Source organism: Pseudomonas germanica (assembly GCF_019614655.1).
Lineage (GTDB): Bacteria > Pseudomonadota > Gammaproteobacteria > Pseudomonadales > Pseudomonadaceae > Aquipseudomonas > Aquipseudomonas neuropathica.
Genome location: NZ_CP071586.1, coordinates 631,083 through 649,976 on the forward strand (window position 1 = coordinate 631,083; position 18,894 = coordinate 649,976).

At 59.7% G+C, this 18,894-nt stretch carries 12 protein-coding genes and 1 pseudogene; 9 read left to right on the plus strand and 4 right to left on the minus strand.

The genetic code is table 11. From position 1 onward, the window contains the following. The first annotated feature begins 183 nt into the window (after positions 1-183). Together thiI and typA are read left to right on the plus strand one after the other, a co-directional pair. Positions 184-1,638: a tRNA uracil 4-sulfurtransferase ThiI gene (gene thiI / locus J0G10_RS02795; RefSeq protein ID WP_095047172.1), complete on the plus strand. Its 1,455-nt coding sequence runs from the start codon at positions 184-186 to the stop codon at positions 1,636-1,638. 139 nt (positions 1,639-1,777) lie between these two features. After that, positions 1,778-3,598, plus strand: coding sequence for a translational GTPase TypA (gene typA / locus J0G10_RS02800; protein ID WP_095047173.1), 1,821 nt, complete (start codon positions 1,778-1,780; stop codon positions 3,596-3,598). Positions 3,599-3,922: 324 nt separating this feature from the next. On the opposite strand, the gene J0G10_RS02805 is transcribed toward typA, so the two are convergent. Further along, positions 3,923-4,360, minus strand: a complete 438-nt coding sequence (locus J0G10_RS02805; protein WP_025110918.1) for a YkgJ family cysteine cluster protein — start codon at positions 4,358-4,360, stop codon at positions 3,923-3,925. A 259-nt stretch (positions 4,361-4,619) separates the two neighbouring features. Between J0G10_RS02805 and J0G10_RS02810 the strand changes: the two genes are divergently transcribed. The 5 genes from J0G10_RS02810 (at position 4,620) to J0G10_RS02830 (ending at position 14,119) form a co-directional block, all read left to right on the plus strand. Continuing rightward, positions 4,620-7,070: a glycogen/starch/alpha-glucan phosphorylase gene (locus J0G10_RS02810; protein WP_220557362.1), complete on the plus strand. Its 2,451-nt coding sequence runs from the start codon at positions 4,620-4,622 to the stop codon at positions 7,068-7,070. A gap of 167 nt (positions 7,071-7,237) precedes the next feature. Continuing rightward, entirely contained in the window at positions 7,238-10,810 is a 3,573-nt protein-coding gene (locus tag J0G10_RS02815; protein WP_220557364.1) for a DUF2339 domain-containing protein, read from the plus strand. Next, a complete protein-coding gene (locus J0G10_RS02820; protein ID WP_095047176.1) occupies positions 10,807-12,171 on the plus strand; it encodes a DUF3999 domain-containing protein in 1,365 nt (454 codons plus the stop codon). The genes J0G10_RS02815 and J0G10_RS02820 overlap by 4 nt, the downstream gene beginning before the upstream one ends. 331 nt (positions 12,172-12,502) lie before the next feature. Beyond that, positions 12,503-13,513 carry a class 1 fructose-bisphosphatase gene (locus J0G10_RS02825; protein WP_007909265.1) on the plus strand — a complete coding sequence of 337 codons (1,011 nt, stop codon included), beginning with the start codon at positions 12,503-12,505 and terminating at the stop codon, positions 13,511-13,513. A 3-nt stretch (positions 13,514-13,516) separates the two neighbouring features. Beyond that, positions 13,517-14,119, plus strand: a complete 603-nt coding sequence (locus tag J0G10_RS02830; RefSeq protein ID WP_220557366.1) for a DUF924 family protein — start codon at positions 13,517-13,519, stop codon at positions 14,117-14,119. A 182-nt stretch (positions 14,120-14,301) separates the two neighbouring features. On the opposite strand, the gene J0G10_RS30230 is transcribed toward J0G10_RS02830, so the two are convergent. Further along, positions 14,302-15,066 (minus strand): methyl-accepting chemotaxis protein, encoded by a 765-nt coding sequence (locus J0G10_RS30230; protein ID WP_371748298.1) that lies wholly within the window; start codon positions 15,064-15,066, stop codon positions 14,302-14,304. Between the two features lie 93 nt (positions 15,067-15,159). Continuing rightward, positions 15,160-16,194 (minus strand): annotated as a pseudogene (locus J0G10_RS30235) (HAMP domain-containing protein); the annotation flags it as partial. A 282-nt stretch (positions 16,195-16,476) separates the two neighbouring features. Between J0G10_RS30235 and J0G10_RS02840 the strand changes: the two are divergent. Then, complete coding sequence (locus tag J0G10_RS02840) at positions 16,477-16,731, plus strand: hypothetical protein (protein ID WP_003220802.1); 255 nt, start codon at positions 16,477-16,479, stop codon at positions 16,729-16,731. Positions 16,732-16,761: 30 nt separating this feature from the next. Then, on the plus strand, positions 16,762-17,331 hold the full coding sequence (locus J0G10_RS02845) for a lipocalin family protein (protein ID WP_093430049.1): 570 nt from the start codon (positions 16,762-16,764) through the stop codon (positions 17,329-17,331). A gap of 123 nt (positions 17,332-17,454) precedes the next feature. On the opposite strand, the gene J0G10_RS02850 is transcribed toward J0G10_RS02845, so the two are convergent. Further along, on the minus strand, positions 17,455-18,819 hold the full coding sequence (locus J0G10_RS02850; protein ID WP_220557376.1) for a formimidoylglutamate deiminase: 1,365 nt from the start codon (positions 18,817-18,819) through the stop codon (positions 17,455-17,457). Positions 18,820-18,894 lie beyond the last annotated feature (75 nt).

An 18,894-nucleotide genomic window follows, 5' to 3' on the forward strand; every position in this document is an offset into this window, starting at 1 on the left:
CGCTTATAAAGGTGCAAAGCACCTGATTGCGGAAAATCTCGCCCTCTAATGTAGCGTCTTAAGTCAGAAATGACCTGTTTTGGTGCGTGCAAAACCTTCTGCACATTAACTGGTTAAACCTTGAGCAATTTCCGCTATAATCCGCGCCCCCCTTTTTCGGCTGGCCGTTCGCGCGCTGTTTTCATGAAACTAATCGTAAAAGTCTTCCCCGAGATCACCATCAAAAGCCGACCTGTCCGGACGAAGTTCATCCGCCAGTTGGCCAAGAACATCCGCACCGTGCTCCGTGACCTGGACCCGGCCGTGGTGGTGAACGGTGTGTGGGACAATCTCGAGTTGGAAACCCGCGTTACCGACCCCAAAGCCTTGAAAGAGATGGGTGAGCGCCTGACCTGCATGCCGGGCATCGCGCACTTTCTGCAGATCGACGAGTACCCGCTGGGCGACTTCGACGACATCACCGAGAAGTGCAAACAGCACTATGGCGATGCACTGGCCGGGAAGATTTTTTCGGTGCGCTGCAAGCGCGCGGGCAAGCACACCTTCAGCTCGATGGACGTCGAAAAATACGTCGGCAGCAAGCTGCGCCGTGAGTGTGGTGCTGCCGGTATTGACCTGAAAGCGCCGGAAATCGAAGTCCGCATCGAAGTTCGCGACAAACGGTTATTTGTTATCCACAGCCAGCACAACGGCATCGGCGGTTACCCGCTCGGTGCGTTGGAGCAGACGCTGGTATTGATGTCCGGCGGCTTTGACTCAACCGTTGCGGCGTACCAGATCATTCGTCGCGGCCTGATGACGCACTTCTGCTTCTTCAATCTGGGCGGTCGTGCCCATGAATTGGGCGTGATGGAAGTCGCGCATTTCATCTGGAAGAAGTACGGCAGCTCGCAACGCGTGCTATTTGTCAGTGTTCCGTTCGAAGAAGTGTTGGGCGAAATTCTCGGCAAAGTCGATAACAGTCATATGGGCGTCGTATTGAAGCGTATGATGTTGCGCGCGGCTTCCAACATCGCCGATCGCCTGCACATCGAAGCGCTGGTTACCGGCGAGGCGATCTCCCAGGTGTCGAGCCAGACCCTGCCGAATCTGTCGGTGATCGACTGCGTGACCGACAAACTGGTCCTGCGTCCGCTGATCGTGGCGCACAAACAGGACATCATCGACACGGCCAACGAGATTGGCACCGCCGATTTCGCCCGGCACATGCCGGAGTACTGTGGGGTCATTTCGGTCAATCCGAAGACGGCCGCCAAACGCGGTCGCGTTGAGCACGAAGAGAAAGAATTCGACATGGCGGTGCTCGAGCGTGCGCTCGAAAACGCCAAACTGGTGCCGATCGATCGGGTGATCGACGAATTGGGCCAGGACGTACAGATTGAAGAAGTCAGCGAAGCACTGGCCGGTCAGATCGTGATCGACATCCGTCACCCGGATGCCGCCGAGGATGAGCCGCTGGAACTCGCTGGCGTAGAAGTACAGACGATGCCGTTCTACGCAGTGAACGCTCGTTTCAAGGAGCTGGATCCGACTCGCCAGTACCTGCTGTATTGCGACAAAGGCGTGATGAGTCGCCTGCATGCTCACCATTTGCTCAGTGAGGGGCATGCCAATGTGCGCGTTTATCGACCGAGCTAAGTGCCCGGGGCTGTTTGCCTGTGGCCTGCGTCACCGGCCCCCCGACACCGCCGTCAAGCTGTAACGGCCATGCCGGACACTACTGCTAATCGCTGCCAAGACTTGTCAGCAAACCGAATCCTCTGATCGAGATACACAAGTGATCGAAAATCTACGCAACATCGCCATCATTGCCCACGTTGACCATGGTAAAACCACCCTGGTAGACAAACTCCTGCGTCAATCCGGCACCCTGGAGCGCAACGAGCTCAACGACGAGCGCGTGATGGACTCCAACGACCAGGAAAAAGAGCGCGGTATTACCATTCTGGCGAAAAACACCGCCATCAACTGGAACGGCTACCACATCAACATCGTGGACACCCCGGGCCACGCCGACTTCGGCGGTGAAGTTGAACGTGTAATGTCGATGGTTGACTCCGTTCTGCTGCTGGTTGACGCTCAAGACGGCCCTATGCCGCAAACCCGTTTCGTGACCAAGAAGGCTTTCGAAGCCGGCCTGCGTCCAATCGTGGTGATCAACAAGGTTGACCGTCCAGGCGCACGTCCGGACTGGGTTCTGGACCAGATCTTCGACCTGTTCGACAACCTCGGTGCGACCGAAGAACAACTGGACTTCCAGGTTGTTTACGCTTCGGCCCTGAACGGCATTGCCGGTCTGGATCACACCGCCATGGCTGAAGACATGACCCCGCTGTACCAAGCGGTAGTCGACCACGTTCCGCCTCCGGCTGTTGACCGTGACGGCGCGTTCCAGATGCAGATCTCCGCTCTGGACTACAACAGCTTCCTGGGTGTTATCGGTGTTGGCCGTATCGCTCGTGGCCGCGTCAAGCCGAACACTCCGGTTGTGGCGATCGGTGCCGATGGCAAGCGTCGCAACGGCCGTATCCTGAAACTGATGGGTCACCACGGTCTGCACCGCGTTGACGTTGAAGAAGCTGCAGCAGGCGATATCGTTTGCATCAGCGGCATGGACTCGCTGTTCATCTCCGACACCCTGTGCCACCCGGACACTGTCGAGGCGATGAAGCCTCTGACCGTTGACGAGCCAACCGTTTCGATGACCTTCCAGGTAAACGACTCGCCATTCTGCGGTAAAGAAGGCAAGTTCGTGACGTCCCGCAACATCAAGGACCGTCTGGACAAAGAGCTGCTGTACAACGTTGCACTGCGCGTTGAAGAAGGCGATACCGCTGACAAGTTCAAGGTTTCCGGCCGTGGTGAGCTGCACCTCTCGGTACTGATCGAAACCATGCGTCGCGAAGGCTTCGAACTGGCCCTGGGCCGTCCTGAAGTAATCATTCGTGAAGTGAACGGCGTTAAACAAGAACCGTTCGAAAACGTGACCATCGACATCCCTGAAGAAGCTCAGGGCAAGGTCATGGAAGAGATGGGTCTGCGTAAAGGCGACCTGAGCAACATGGTTCCTGATGGCAAGGGCCGTGTTCGTCTGGAATACAACATCCCTGCTCGCGGTCTGATCGGTTTCCGTAACCAGTTCCTGACCCTGACCAACGGTGCTGGCATCCTGACCTCGATCTTCGATCGCTACGACACCGTCAAGTCGGGCCACATGTCCGGCCGTCAGAACGGCGTTCTGGTTTCGGTTGAAACCGGCAAGGCACTGACCTACTCGCTGGAAACCCTGCAGGCTCGTGGCAAGCTGTTCGTAGAACACGGCCAGGAGATCTACAACGGTCAAATCGTTGGTCAGAACAGCCGCGACAACGACCTGGGTGTAAACCCGACCAAAGGCAAGAAGCTCGACAACATGCGTGCTTCGGGTAAAGACGAAACCATCGCTCTGGTACCACCTGTTCGCTTCACTCTGGAACAGGCTCTGGAATACATCCAGGAAGACGAGCTGTGCGAAGTTACTCCTAAGTCCATCCGTCTTCGCAAGAAGATCCTGGACGAAAGCGAGCGTACCCGCGCTGCCAAGAAAGCCAAGGCGTAATTTAGCCCGAGCTTAAAAAAACGCCCCCGGTCGCGAGACCGGGGGCGTTTTTGTTTGTCTGGGGGAAACGCAGGTTGGGTCTTGAAGATCAAGAGCCCCTCACCCTAACCCTCTCCCAGAGGGAGAGGGGACCGAATGGGGGATATTCATGAGATGCATCGACTTGAAAGAATTCTGCTGAATCCATAATCGATTTGGTGGGGCTGTACCGAATCTACAATCGACTATATTTTTCAGGTCGATGTCAGGCGCAAGACATCTCGGTCGGCTCCCTCTCCCTCCGGGAGAGGGCTGGGCGGGCGGCGTTCCGATGAGGGTTGGCTTTTAGAACTTCTCGATCGCGCGGAAATTCTGCACGCGCTCAACTTCCTTCGGCTTATAAGCGCAATACCCAGGACGCGGTCCGATCTTCGGGTGATTGCGGCACGTGTCCGGGCGCTTGTCATAAATGGTGCACAAGCGGCTCTTACGATCCAGGTAGTAGCAATCGTTGTTGCTCATGCGCTGCAGGGTGAAGATCCCCGACTTCTGATTGAAGCGCTCGACCAGGCCTTCCTTTTGCAAACGCTTGGCGATGTTCTTCGGCGGGTCGCCCAGTTCGAATTCGTCGACCACGCCAATGCGCACCAGATCCTTGATCTTTACTTCGACCGGCAGCGTGCAGCAGCTGGACATGCAGGAGCCGCACATCGGGGCCGAATATTTCGCCCACGTATCGAGACGATCGATCTCGGCGGCGGCAATCAGGTTGGGCTTCATCATCGGGAGTTACCAGGCGTGTGTGCATCAGGGCGCGCGATCATACCGGGACTGGTGGATTTTTGAACAACCTTTCGCCAGATTTTTTCTCCATGCAGGCACTTTGCCGGAAAATTCGGCACGGCCCCTGCATTCATTAGCCCATCCGCCAGGGTAATGCCGGGCCATCGCACCGTCTCAGGAAAAACTGCCGAACCAGCGCCGCGACCGTCGGTCAGACCGTCTAGGCTCAGACAATTCCCGCTCGCTCGAGGTCCTATTGATGACTCAAGAACCACTAGTTCGCGAAGCAGAGGTGGCCGCATTCCGCGATGCCGTCCTGACCAAGCTCACCTACGCGGTGGGCAAAGACCCCGACCACGCCTTCGACCATGACTGGTTCGAAGCCATCGCTTTGGCTGCGCGTGATCATATGGTCGAGCACTGGATGGACCACACCCGGCAGATCTACCGCAAAGGTCAGAAACGGGTGTATTACCTCTCGCTGGAATTCCTCATCGGCCGCTTGCTCTACGACAGCCTGAGCAATCTCGGCTTGCTCGACGTCGCCCGTGAAGCGCTGACTGAACTCGGTGTCGACCTGGAGCGTATCCGTTTGCTGGAACCTGATGCAGCGCTCGGTAACGGCGGCCTCGGTCGTCTGGCCGCGTGCTTCATGGAAAGCATGTCGACCCTCGGCATCGCCGGCCACGGTTATGGCATTCGATATGAACACGGCTTGTTCCGCCAGGCCATCGTCGACGGCTGGCAGCAGGAACAGACCGAGCACTGGCTGGATTTCGGCAACCCGTGGGAGTTCGAGCGGCCAGAGGTCGTCTACTCCATCGGCTTCGGCGGCAGCGTCGAAACCGTCACCGACATCTCCGGCAAGTCCAAACAAGTCTGGTCGCCGGCAGAAACTGTCCGCGCGATCGCTTATGACACGCCGGTCGTTGGCTGGCGCGGGGCGAGCGTCAATACACTGCGCCTGTGGCGTGCGCGCGCCATGGAAGATTTGCACCTGGAGCGCTTCAACGCCGGTGACCACTTGGGCGCCGTCGCCGAAGTGGCCCGGGCCGAAAGTATCTCCCGCGTGCTCTACCCGGCGGACAGCACCGAAGCGGGGCAGGAGCTGCGCTTGCGTCAGGAATACTTCTTCGTCGCTGCTTCCTTGCAGGATCTGCTGCGCCGCCATCGCAACATGCACACCTCGGTGCTGACCCTTGGCGATCACGCGGCGATCCAGCTCAACGATACACACCCTTCGATTGCCGTCGCCGAACTGATGCGCCAACTGGTCGACGTCTACGACGTGGCTTGGGATGCGGCGTGGCAAGTCACCGTCGACACGCTGTCGTATACCAACCACACGTTGCTGCCGGAAGCGCTGGAAACCTGGCCGGTGGGCTTGATGGAACGCATGCTGCCGCGACATATGCAGATCATTTATCTGATCAATGCTCAGCACATCGACTCGCTGCGCGCCAAAGGCATTCACGATTTCGACGTGCTGCGCGCGGTGTCGCTGATCGAAGAAGACAACGGTCGCCGTGTGCGCATGGGTAACCTCGCGTTCCTCGGTTCGCACAGCGTCAACGGCGTGTCCGGACTGCATACGCAACTGATGCGCAAAACCGTGTTTGCCGAACTGCACAAGCTCTATCCGGAGCGGATCAACAACAAAACCAACGGCATTACCTTCCGCCGTTGGCTGTTCCAGGCCAACGCTGAACTGACCTCGATGCTGGTCGACTCGCTGGGTCCCGAGGTGCTGGATAACCCCGAAGAGCGCCTGCTCGATCTCGAACCGTTCGCCGAGAAAACCGCATTCCGCAAAGCCTTTGCCGAGCAACGGCTGCACAGCAAAAAAGCGCTGGCGTATCTGATTCATGAACGGCTAGGCATCGCGGTCAATCCGGCGGCGATGTTCGATGTGCAGGTCAAACGCATCCACGAATATAAACGTCAGTTGCTCAACCTGATGCACACCGTGGCGCTGTATCAGGCGATCCGCGCCGAGCCGGAAGTCGATTGGGTGCCACGAGTGAAGATCTTCGCCGGTAAAGCGGCGGCGAGTTATCACCAGGCCAAACTGATCATCAAACTGACGAACGACATCGCTCGGGTGGTGAACAACGACCCGACCGTGCGCGGCCTGCTGAAAGTGGTGTTCCTGCCCAACTACAACGTCAGCCTGGCGGAAAGCATCATTCCGGCGGCGGACTTGTCCGAGCAGATTTCCACTGCCGGCTTCGAAGCATCAGGCACCAGTAACATGAAGTTCGGCCTCAACGGCGCGCTGACCATTGGCACACTGGACGGCGCCAACGTGGAAATGTGCGAACGCATCGGGGCCGAGCACATGTTTATCTTCGGTCTCAGCGCGCAGCAGGTGGAAGCGCGTAAACAGAATCATGAGTTCAGCGCAGTGCCAGACATCGCTGCATCCCATCGTTTGAACGATGTGCTGCAAGCGATTCGCAGCGGGGTGTTCTCGCCGGACGACACCTCGCGCTATACCGGGCTGATCGATTCGCTGGTGGATTACGACCGCTTCCTGGTCTGCGCCGACTTCGACTCCTACTGGGAAGCGCAGAAACGCGTTGAGGCGCACTGGCACGACTCCAACAACTGGTGGCGCTCAGCAGTGCTCAACACGGCGCGGATGGGCTGGTTCTCGTCTGACCGGACGATTCGCGAGTACGCCACGGATATCTGGAAAGCGTTGGAGTAACTTTCCACTCGGCTCGATATAATCGCGCGCCGGAAAAGATCGCAGCCTGCGGCAGCTCCTACACAGGTGTTCACATAACCCTGTAGGAGCTTCCGCAGGCTGCGATCTTTTTGGGTCAGGCTGCGCTAATCTTCCCGGATTAGCCTTCGCGCTTAGGGATATCGACCATGCAATGGATGTTCATGTTGATCGGGCTGGTGCTCGGCTGGCTGCTCGACGAGTCGTTCAGTGATGCGCTATTGGGCGCGTTGCTGGGGCTGGTGATCGGGCAGACGATCCGCATCGCGCGGCTAGGCTCGCAGGCGATGGAGCAGCAGCGTCAACTTGAGCTGGCGAAGATCGCTTTGCAGGGCGTCGAACAGCGCCTGTTTCTGCTCGAAGGTGCCCCGGTTCGTGCCGCGCCGCCACCGGGTCCCGAACCTGTTGCTGAACCAGTCACAGTCGTAGAAGCAGCTCCAGCACCTGAACTGGTCTGGGAACTGCCGCCCGAACTGGAACCGCTGTCCGCCGTCGCCAGCGAAATCAGTCAACCGCTGCCCGCCGATGTCTGGCGCCTCGACGCCGTTACGTCCGAACCGCAAGAGCCTGCCGAACCCCGTGGCCCGAACCTTGTCGAGCGCGGTATCAGCGCCGCGCGCAATTGGTTGTTTGGCGGCAACACCGTGCTGCGGGTCGGTGTGGTGTTGCTGTTCTTCGGTCTCGCATTCCTGCTGCGCTACGCCACTGAAGGCATGGTCGTGCCGATCGAGTTGCGTTACGCCGGTGTTGCGGCGGCCGCGTTGGGCCTGCTCGCGCTGGGCTGGTGGCTGCGGCGGCGCAACAGCAATTACGCGTTGATGCTGCAAGGCACCGGGATCGCGGTGCTGTATTTGACGGTGTTTGCGGCGATGCGTCTGCATCCGTTGCTTGATCCATCGGCCGCGCTCGGCCTGCTGGTGGCGGTCACCGTTTTCTCGGCGATTCTCGCCATCACTCAAGATGCTTTAGGGCTAGCCGCAGCGGCGGCATTGGGCGGTTTCGCGGCGCCGATCCTGACCTCGACCGGCGCCGGCAACCACGTCGCGCTGTTCAGCTATTTCGCACTACTCAACGCCGGCATTCTTGCCATCGCCTGGTTCAAAGCCTGGCGTCTGCTCAACCTGATTGGTTTCGTCGGCACCTTTGGCATCGGCTTCGCCTGGGGCCTTCGTTCGTATGCGCCGGAACTGTTGTGGAGCACCGAGCCGTTCCTGATCCTGTTCTTCCTGATGTACCTCGCCATCGGCCTGCTGTTCGCCCGCCGCAAATTGCTCGACATGCCCGATGCACCTACGGATGGCGATCGCGAAGCGTTGCTGCACTGGTCGGCGCGCAAGGGCGATTACGTCGACGGCACGATGCTGTTCGGACCGCCGATCATTGGCTTTGGTTTGCAGTTTGCGCTGGTGCAGCATCTGGAATTTGCAGCAGCATTCAGTGCACTGGCGCTGGGCATGATCTACATGACACTGGCCAAGGTGTTGCTGGGCGGGCGCGCGGTGCTGCTGGGTGAAACCTGTCTGGCGATCGGGGTGATTTTCGCCAGTCTGGCCATTCCGCTGGGGCTGGATGCGCGCTGGACCTCGGCGGCATGGGCAGTGGAAGGCGCGGGGATTTTCTGGCTCGGTCTGCGTCAGCATCGACCGTTCGCTCGGGCGTTTGCCTTGCTGCTGCAACTGGGGTCGGCGTTGGCGTTTCTCAGTCAGTTGCGCGTCGGCGAGAGCAGTCTGCTTGACGGTGCACCGTTGGGCGCATTGATGCTTGGCATTGCCCTGCTGTTCAGCTTCTATCAATTGCGCAAGGCCGCGCCGGAACAAGCCTCGCCTTGGGAGCGACAAGGTTTGCCGGTGTTGGCGTGTCTGGGCCTGACCTTCCTCTATCTGCTGGCGCCGCTGTTCTTCTTCGTTCAAGCCACGGCGATTAGTTGGGCGCTGGCCGGGTTGGCAACTCTGTTGGTCGGTCTGCGCATTCAATCGCGCACGTTCCTGTTCAGCGCGTTTGCCGTGCAGTTGCTTGGCGGTGCGTTGTTCCTGTTGCGTCTGCAAGGCGCGGGCGAGGATTCGGCGGCGGTGTTCAGCGCCGGCTGGAGCGGGTTGCTCAGCGCGTCGTTGATCGGGCTGGCGTTGATCGCCGGCATGCTGTTGGCGGCTCGCGATGAAATGGTGCGTGGCGATGTGCGTCTGTTGCGGGGGCTGTCGGTGGTGCTGCTGGCCGGTTTGGTGCTGATCAATCTGGCGGTGCTGTTCGTGCTGCCATGGCAAACGGCGAGTGCGGTGTGGGCCGCGAGTGGTTTGCTGATCATCTGGCTGAGCCTGTACCTCAAGCAGCGCGTAAGTTTTGTCTTTGGTCTGCTGTTGCAGTTGATTGGTGGCGCGGCGTTTTTGCTGGCCGGCCCCGAGTTGCTTGGGCCACTGTCCAGCGAAGGCCTGAAACCGTTGGCCCATGGCGGATTCTGGACACCGCTGGTACTAGGCTTGGCTGCGATGATCGGTGCCTGGCGCCTGCAACTGGGCAATCACGCTTCAGCATTCGATGCGCTGAGTCTGCAGCGTTTGTCCGAAGTGCTGCTGGTGTGGGGCGCTGGTTGGTGGACGCTGGCGTGGGTCAGTGAAGTACTGCGGTTTGCTCCGCCGAATCTGCAAGGCACGTTGTTGCTATTGGTCGTGGCGATCAGTGTCGCGCTGTGGGCGGTGCTGGCGCTGCGGTTGAAATGGCCGGCGCTGGGCTTGCTCTGCACCTTGCTGATTCCGGCGGCGGGTCTGGTGTTGCTCGCTGCCTGGCATTCGCGTTATCACCCGGCGGCCGATTTCGGTTGGCTGGCGTGGGCAGCAGTGTTCGCCGTGCATTTCTTCAGCTTGCGACGTTTGGCGCCGATGTTGCCGGCGCGCGCCTTGAGCGCGGCGCATGTGCTCGGCTGCTGGCTGCTGATTGGTGTTCTGGCGCTGGAGTTGCGCTACGGTCTGCTGCTGTTGTCCGAGCAATACAACGCCTGGCGTTGGCTGGGCTGGGCGATTCTGCCGAGCCTGTATCTGCTGCTGGCGGCGGCACCGCGCAGATGGCCGTGGCCGGTGGCGGCATTCCCTAGCGAATACCGCTTGTATGCCGCCGCGCCGTTGGCAGTGTTGATGCTGGCGTGGTTCTGGCTGGCGAATGGTGTCAGCGATGGCAACGCCGAGCCGCTGCCATACGTGCCGCTGCTCAATCCATTGGAGCTGGGTTTGTTGTTCGCATTGTTCGGTGTTTACGTCTGGTCGCGCAGCGCGGTTTCGCAGCTGTCGATTCGTCAGGACTACGCCGATTACGCGACACAACTGGTCGCCGGGGTTTCGCTGTTCGCCTTCTGCACCGCGTTGGTCACCCGCGCGGCGCACCATTGGGCCGGCATCCCGTTCGAGCTGGATACGTTGCTCGCCTCAATGCTGGTGCAGGCCGGATTGTCCATCGTCTGGACGTTGATGGCGCTGGGCCTGATGATCGGCGGCCATCTGCGCCATCGTCGCGAAGTGTGGCTGATTGGCGCGGCGCTGATTGCGTTGGTGGTGGCCAAACTGATTTTTGTCGAATTGAGCAACCGTGGCGGTCTCGCCCGGATCGTCTCGTTTATCGGTGTCGGCGTGTTGCTGCTGGTGGTCGGCTATTTCGCGCCACTGCCGCCCAAGCGCGTCGACGCTGAACCGGCGGCGGACAAACCGGCCCCGGACACCGAAGGAGTTTCATCTTGAGTCGCATGCGAAATCTGGGTTGGTTGGCGTTGGGCGTGGTGATGGCGGCCGGCGCTCAGGAAAAACCGGCGGACTTCGCCACGCAGGTGCCGCTGGCGGTGAGCGGCAACGGCCCGTGGTATCGCCTCGAATTGCCGTTGAGCGTGCAATTGCAGGCGCGCCAGACTGATCTCAGTGACTTGCGGGTGTTCAACGCTGCCGGCGAAGCGCAGGCCTACGCCTTGGCGCGCGAATCAGCGCAGACCCGCGACGACGGCCGGTTGCATGAGGTGAAATGGTTCCCGCTGTACAACGCCGCCGACGCCAGCGAACGCGCGCCGAATGTGCGTGTGCAATCGACCACCAACGGCACGCTGGTCGAGGTGCAGCCGTCCAGTCAGTTGGAGGTGGGTGAAGAGGTGCTACGTGGCTGGCTGCTGGATGCCAGCGCGATCAAGGCGCCGTTGCAGCAGTTGATCCTCGACTGGACCAGCGAGCGCGACGGCTTCCAGCGCTTCAGCATTGAAGCCAGCGACGATCTGCAACACTGGCAAGCGTGGGGCGAGGGGCAGGTCGCGCGGCTGACCTTTTCCGATGAGCGCATCGAGCAGCACGAAGTGACGTTGCCGGGGCAATCGGCGCGCTATGTGCGGTTGCTGTGGGAGTCGCCGAATTCGGCGCCGATCCTGACGGCGGCACAATTGAAAAGCAGTGATCCGCGCGATTTGCCGCTGCCATTGGTCTGGTCGCCGGCATTGGCCGGCAGCAGCTCCAAGGCCGGGGAGTACGCCTGGCAGTTGCCGATGGGGTTGAACATTGAGCGCGTGCAGGTTGAATTGAAACAGCCGAACAGCCTGGCGCCGGTGACGCTGGCCGGCCGTCGTGAAAGCAGCTTGCCGTGGCAAACGCTGAGCAGTGGCTTGCTGTACCGCCTGACCCAGAATGGCCAGGATGTGGTGCAGAACGAATTGCCGCTCTACGGGCAGACCGTGCAGCAGTTGAAACTGAGCGTGGATGAGCGCGGCGGTGGTTTGGGCGAGCAGGCGCCGAGTCTGAAATATGCGGTGCGGGCGACGCAGGTGGTTTTCCTCGCGCGGGGCGAGGGGCCGTTTAGTTTGGCGGTGGGCAATGCGACGGTGAAGACGGCGAACTTGCCGCTGGCGACGCTGATTCCGGATTTCAAACCGGAGAAGTTGGCGGGGTTGGGTAAGGCTGTGGTTCAGGGTGAGGTGGTTGTGACGCAGACTTCAACGGCGACTACGGCGGCGGTGGCTGAGACCAATTGGAAGAAGATCGGCTTGTGGGCGGTGTTGTTGTTGAGTGTGGTGTTTTTGGGGGCAATGGCGTTTAGTTTATTGCGCAAGCCTCCTGCCAAATCCTGAAAAGGCGGGTGCTGCGCACCCGATCGCGAGCAGGCTCACTCCTACAGTTGATTGCATTTCTCCAGATGGAATGCGATCAACTGTAGGAGTGAGCCTGCTCGCGATAGCGGCCTACCAGCCAATAAAAATACTCAAACTGCCGCTCCACTTAGCCACCACCCGTCCCGAACCCGTCTACGCTAAACCCGCTACCTGAACTCTCCCCCGACAATCACGTCTCATACAGGCAAATACACCCCAACGCACGTTACCGGGCGTCTTCGCTCGCTACGTTTTCAGACTCCCTGTAAACTGCGCGGGTTTTTAGCCCCCCATTCCACCGGAGCCGTCCATGTCCCGCGTTACCCTGAGTCGCTATTTGATTGAGCAGACCCGCAGCAATAACACTCCTGCCGATCTGCGTTTCCTGATCGAAGTGGTCGCGCGTGCTTGCAAAGAAATCAGCCACGCCGTGTCCAAAGGCGCCCTGGGTGGTGTTCTGGGCAGCATGGGCACTGAAAACGTCCAAGGCGAAGTGCAGAAGAAACTCGATGTGATCTCCAACGAGATCCTGCTCGAAGCCAACGAATGGGGCGGTCACCTGGCCGGCATGGCGTCCGAAGAAATGGACAACGCCTACCAGATCCCGGGCAAATACCCGAAAGGCGCGTACCTGCTGGTATTCGACCCACTGGACGGCTCGTCGAACATCGACATCAACGCCCCGGTCGGCACCATCTTCTCGGTACTGCGTTGCCCGAACGAATACCTGAGCCAGAACGAGCCGCTGAACGAAAAAGCCTTCCTGCAGCCAGGCACCCAGCAGGTTGCCGCCGGTTACGCGATCTACGGCCCGCAAACCATGCTGGTACTGACCTTGGGCGACGGCGTCAAAGGTTTCACCCTCGACCGCGAAATGGGCAGCTTCGTGCTGACCCACGAAGACATCACCATTCCTGAGTCGACCCAGGAATTTGCGATCAACATGTCCAACCAGCGTCACTGGGAAGCCCCGGTACAACGTTACGTTGGCGAGTTGCTGGCCGGTGAAGAAGGTCCGCTGAAAAAGAACTACAACATGCGCTGGGTCGCGGCGATGGTTGCCGACGTACACCGCATCCTGACTCGTGGCGGTCTGTTCATGTACCCGCGCGACAGCCGCGAGCCATCCAAGCCAGGCAAACTGCGTCTGATGTACGAAGCCAACCCGATGTCGTTCCTGGTGGAACAAGCGGGCGGCGCGTCCACTGACGGTCACCAGCGCATCCTCGACATTCAGCCGGAAGGCCTGCACCAGCGCGTAGCGGTGTTCCTCGGTTCGAAAGAAGAAGTAGCCCGCGCTACGGCCTACCACAAGGAATAAACCATGACCGCGCCCTGGCAGCCGTTGCTCGATTGGTGGTTCGGACAAGCCGAATCCCCGGACGAGATTGCGGCTGACAAGGGCAAGTTGTGGTTCGGCAAGCGAGACAGCCAAGACCTCGAAGCGCGTGAGCGTTTCGGGGTCTTTGTCGATCAGGCCCTGGCTGGCGAATTGACCGAGTGGACGCAACGTCCCGAAGGTTGGCTGGCGGTGGTGTTACTGCTCGACCAACTGCCGCGAATGATCTTTCGCGACTCTCCCAAAGCTTTCTCCGGCGATCTGCGTGCGCAGAAGCTCGTTGCGCAAGGCATTGCTGCGGATTTCGATCGGCAGTTAAAACCCATTCAGCGAGTGTTCATTTATCTGGTGTTCGAACACTGCGAAAACCTCGCGGTGCAGAATGAGGCAGTTTCCCGGTTCATTGAATTGGTGGCTGAACAGCCGGAAGCGGAGCGGGCGGTGTTTGCCGATAATCTGGATTATGCCGAGCGGCATCAAAAGGTGATTGCACGGTTTGGCCGGTTTCCGCATCGCAATGCGGTGTTGGGGCGGGAGTCTACGGCTGAGGAGTTGGTGTTTCTTTCTGAGCCTGGCTCTAGATTTTAAGAGCTTACCCTCACCCTAGCCCTCTCCCTGAGGGAGAGGGGACTGACCGAGGTGTCTGGGCTTGATACATCGACCTGAGATATCGAGTCGAACTCAAGTTTGAACAACATGAAGATTGGCTCCCTTTCCCCCTCGCCCCCTTGGGGGAGAGGGCTGGGGTGAGGGGGTAAAGCCCTTGATCTTCAGATCCTGAAACTACCCACCAATTGCTTCAACCGCGCCGCCTGCTGCTCCAGATCCGAGCACGCCCGCAACGTCGCCTGCAAGTTCTCCACACCTTCCTGATTCAGCGTGTTGATCTCGTTGATATCGACATTGATCGACTCGACCACCGCCGTCTGCTCTTCAGTCGCGGTAGCCACCGACTGGTTCATCCCGTCGATCTCTCCAATACGCTGAGTCACGCTACCCAATCGCTCACCGGCCTGGTTGGCGATGCCGACACTGCTTTCACTCTCACGCTGGCTCTCGGTCATGATGCTGACCGCCTGACGCGCGCCGACTTGCAGCTCTTCGATCATCTTTTGCACTTGCTGCGCCGAATCCTGGGTACGGTGCGCGAGGTTGCGCACTTCATCCGCCACCACGGCAAAACCACGACCCGCTTCACCGGCACGCGCCGCTTCAATCGCGGCGTTGAGCGCGAGCAGGTTGGTCTGCTGGGAAATGCTGGTGATCACTTCGAGAATCTGGCCGATGTTCACCGTGTTGCTGTTCAGGGTTTCGATGTTGCCGCACGAATCGCTGATCTTCGCCGACAACTGCTGCATGGCCTGGATGGTTTTATCCACAACCTGCTGACCGTCGACCGCGAGGCTGCGGGCATCGCTGGAGTGCTGCGAGGCGAGGGCGGCGTTCTGGGCGATTTCCTGCGCGGCGGCGCCGAGTTGGTTGATCGCGGCGGCGACGCTGTTGGTACGGCTGGACTGCTGATCGGAGTTGTACATCGACGAGTTCGACGCCGCGACTACGCGCAGGGCGACTTCGTTGACCTGGCCGGTGGCCGAAGACACTTCACGGATCGAGGTGTGAATGCGCTCGACGAAACGGTTGAACGAGGTGCCTAGCGCGCCGAACTCGTCGTTGCCGTGGATTACCAGACGTTTAGTCAGGTCGCCTTCACCTTCGGCGATGTCGTGCATCGCGCGGCCCATGGTCAGCAACGGTTGCATCAGCACGCGAATGAGCATGCCGAGCAGGGCGATGATGATCACCACGGCAATAACCATGGCGATCAGCGCCGAGGTGCGGAATTCGCTGAGCATTGCAAACGCGGTGTCTTTATCGAGTACCAGCGCCACGTACCAGTCGGCCGACGGCACGCCGTTGATGTGGGTGAAGGAGATCAGTTGGGTTTTGCCGTCGAGCTCGACTTCTTTCAGGCCCGGGCTGACTTTCGGCGCACCATTCGGATAGGCCTCGGCGAGGGTTTTGAGCACCAGTTTGCTGTCCGGGTGGATCAGGATCTTGCCGTCAGCACTGACGATGAACGCGTGGCCGTGGCCACCGAAGTTCAGCGAGTTGATGATTGCGCTGACACTGGTCAGGTCGATGTCGGCACCGGCGACGCCGAGCATCTGCCCTTGGCGCTGTACCGGCGTGGCAACGGTGATTACCAGTTTGCCCGAGGACGCGGCGATGTACGGTTCGGTGACGATGGTCTGTTGCGCGCTGTTTGCCGCTTTGTACCAGCCCCGGGCGCGTGGATCGTAATCCGGTGCGCGGTTGCCGGCCGGCACCGAGAACATCACACCGTCAGCGCCGCCGAAGTAGCTGAGCTGGAAATTGCCGGTGTAGGCGGGCAGGTCGATGATGCGTTTCAGGTTGGCGGGGGCGTTGCCGTCGACGGCGACTTGCTGCGACAGCGATTGCAGCAATTGAATGCGGCTTTCCAGCCAGGTCTGGATGTTGCTGGTGGTCAGGCTGCCCAGCTCCTGCATCGAGGCTTCGGTGCTGCTGTTCAAGGCTTCGCGCTGTCGATAGTCGTTGAAGAAAATGAAACAGGCGAACGCAATGGCCACCACGAGGGCGGCAGCCAACAAGATCTTGTGGCTGAATTTCATGTTTCTGGTCATCGAATGAGCTACCGCGAAGGGACTGGTCAAGAAAGGGCGGCAATTTGCCACACTCGGGGGCTTTGCGCTGCTTTTATGTCGACCGCGGTGCGCCAAAGATTAGGCGTCTTTGGCGAAAGGCGACGAAATGCTCAATAGCGTTACAAAGTGGCTGATTTATCGGCAAATGCCAGACGGGCGGGCTAATAAATAGCCATTCCCCCACGGAACCAGATGAGGGTTTTCTCTTCTAAGCTTCTGGTTGGCACCATGCCATCCCCCCCTCGTTCCAGGAGTTACACCATGTCGCTGCGATCTATCGCCCTTCTGACGTTTTGCGTGCTGTTGGCCGCATGCAGCAAGGTCAATCAGGAAAACTATTCGAAGCTCTCGGCCGGTATGGCCAAGGCCGAAGTCGAGACTCTGCTCGGCAAGCCCACCGATTGCTCGGGCGCGCTCGGCATGTCCAGTTGCACTTGGGGCGACAAGAACAGCTTTATCAGCGTGCAGTACGCCGGTGACAAAGTGCTGATGTTTTCCGGCCAAGGCCTGAAGTAAACCGGGGCTTCGCGCCCACGGAGAAGAAAAATGAAGCGGTTATTGCTGATCCTTTTTGCCGGCCTGGTACTGGCCGGCTGCGCCACTTCCGGCGTCGACCCGTTGGCGCCGAAAACCGTCAACAGCGTCAATCTCAAGCGTTATCAGGGCACCTGGTATGAACTGGCGCGCTTGCCGATGTATTTCCAGCGCAATTGCGCGCAGTCCGAAGCCCATTACACCCTCAAGCCTGACGGCAATGTCGCGGTGCTCAATCGCTGCCTGACTCCGGACTGGCAGTGGGAAGAAGCCAAGGGCACGGCTTATCCACAGGTGCCGGGCAAGACCGACAAGCTTTGGGTGGAATTCGACACCTGGTTCTCGCGGCTGATTCCGGGTGTCGCGAAAGGCGAATACTGGGTGCTGTACGTCAGCGATGACTACAAGACCGCCATCGTCGGTGACCCGAGTCGCAAGTACATGTGGTTGTTGTCGCGCACGCCGACCGTCAACGGTGTGGTGCGTGAAGAACTGCTGAGCAAGGCACGTCAGCAAGGCTATGACACCACGCGATTGATCTGGCGCGCGTCGGATCGGCAGATGGCCAAGACCTCAAATTAATCACCCATCCTGATCGCTCCCACGCTCCGCGTGGGAGTGTCTCAATGGACGCTCTGCGTCCGCTTGTGGGACGCAGAGCGTCCCGGGCTGCATTCCCACGCAGAGCGTGGGAACGATCAGCTGTCAGCCGAGGAGGTCACGCAGGACCTGGGTGAAGGCGCGGGCACTGTCTTCTTCGCCAGCATGTCGACCATCACGCACTACCCACTGACCATTGACCAGCACATCGCGCACCTGACGATCGCCGCCGGCAAACAACCAGCGATTCAAAATCCCGTCGCCATTGGCCGTCGCCAGATACGGATCGCTGCCGTCGAGCACAATCCAGTCCGCACGCTTGCCAACCTCCAGCGCGCCAATCGGCTGCCCCAACGCTTGCGCACCGCCATCCAGCGCCGCGTCATACAGCGTGCGCCCGACCATCGGTTGATCCGCGCCATACAAGCGATTGCGCCGCTGATCGCGCAGACGCTGGCCGTATTCCAGCCAACGCAATTCTTCCACCACGCTAAGCGACACATGACTGTCGGAACCTATGCCCATGCGCCCGCCCTGGGCGAGGAAATCCACCGCCGGGAAAATCCCGTCGCCCAGGTTCGCTTCAGTGGTCAGACACAGTCCGGCGATGGCGCGACTCTTGGCCATCAGCGTGACTTCTTCCGGGTTGGCGTGAGTGGCGTGCACCAGGCACCAGCGCTGATCGACTTCGGTATTTTCGTACAGCCATTGCAGCGGCCGCCGACCGCTCCAGCTCAGGCAATCTTCGACTTCTTTTTGCTGCTCGGCGATGTGGATGTGCACCGGGCATTGCTTGTCGCTGGCCGCCAAAACTTCACTGATCTGTTGCGGCGTCACTGCGCGCAACGAGTGAAAGCACAGACCCAACGATTGCGCCTTTTGTTGCGCCAGTAACGGCTGCAAACGCGATTGCAGATTCAGGTAATTTTCGCTGCTGTTGATGAAGCGGCGCTGGCCGTCATTCGGCGTCTGGCCGCCAAAACCAGAGTGGCTGTAGAGCACGGGCAACAGCGTCAGACCGATGCCGCTTTCACTCGCAGCCTGGCTGATGCGCAAGGCCAGTTCAGCCGGATCGGCGTAAGGCTGACCATTGCTGTCGTGGTGCACGTAATGAAATTCAGCGACGGAGGTATAACCGGCCTTGAGCATTTCGATGTACAGCTGACGGGCAATCACGCCGAGCTGATCCGGGCTGATTTTTCCGACGAGCCGATACATCAAGTCGCGCCACGTCCAGAAACTGTCGTTCGGATTGCCGGCCACTTCAGCCAGACCCGCCATCGCCCGCTGGAAGGCGTGGGAGTGCAAATTCGGCATGCCCGGCAACAGCGGGCCGCTCAGCCGTTCGGCGCCGTCTGCGGTGGAATCGGCCTGAATCTGGGTCAGCAGGCCATCGGCGCTGACCTCAAGACGTACATTGTTGGCCCATCCGTTAGGCAGCAGCGCGCGTTCGGCAAAGAAGGCGGACATGGTTCAGCACCCCATCGTGTGTTATTTGTATATACATATACAGACGTTTGCCTGCCCGGTAAACTCCGGCAAGCT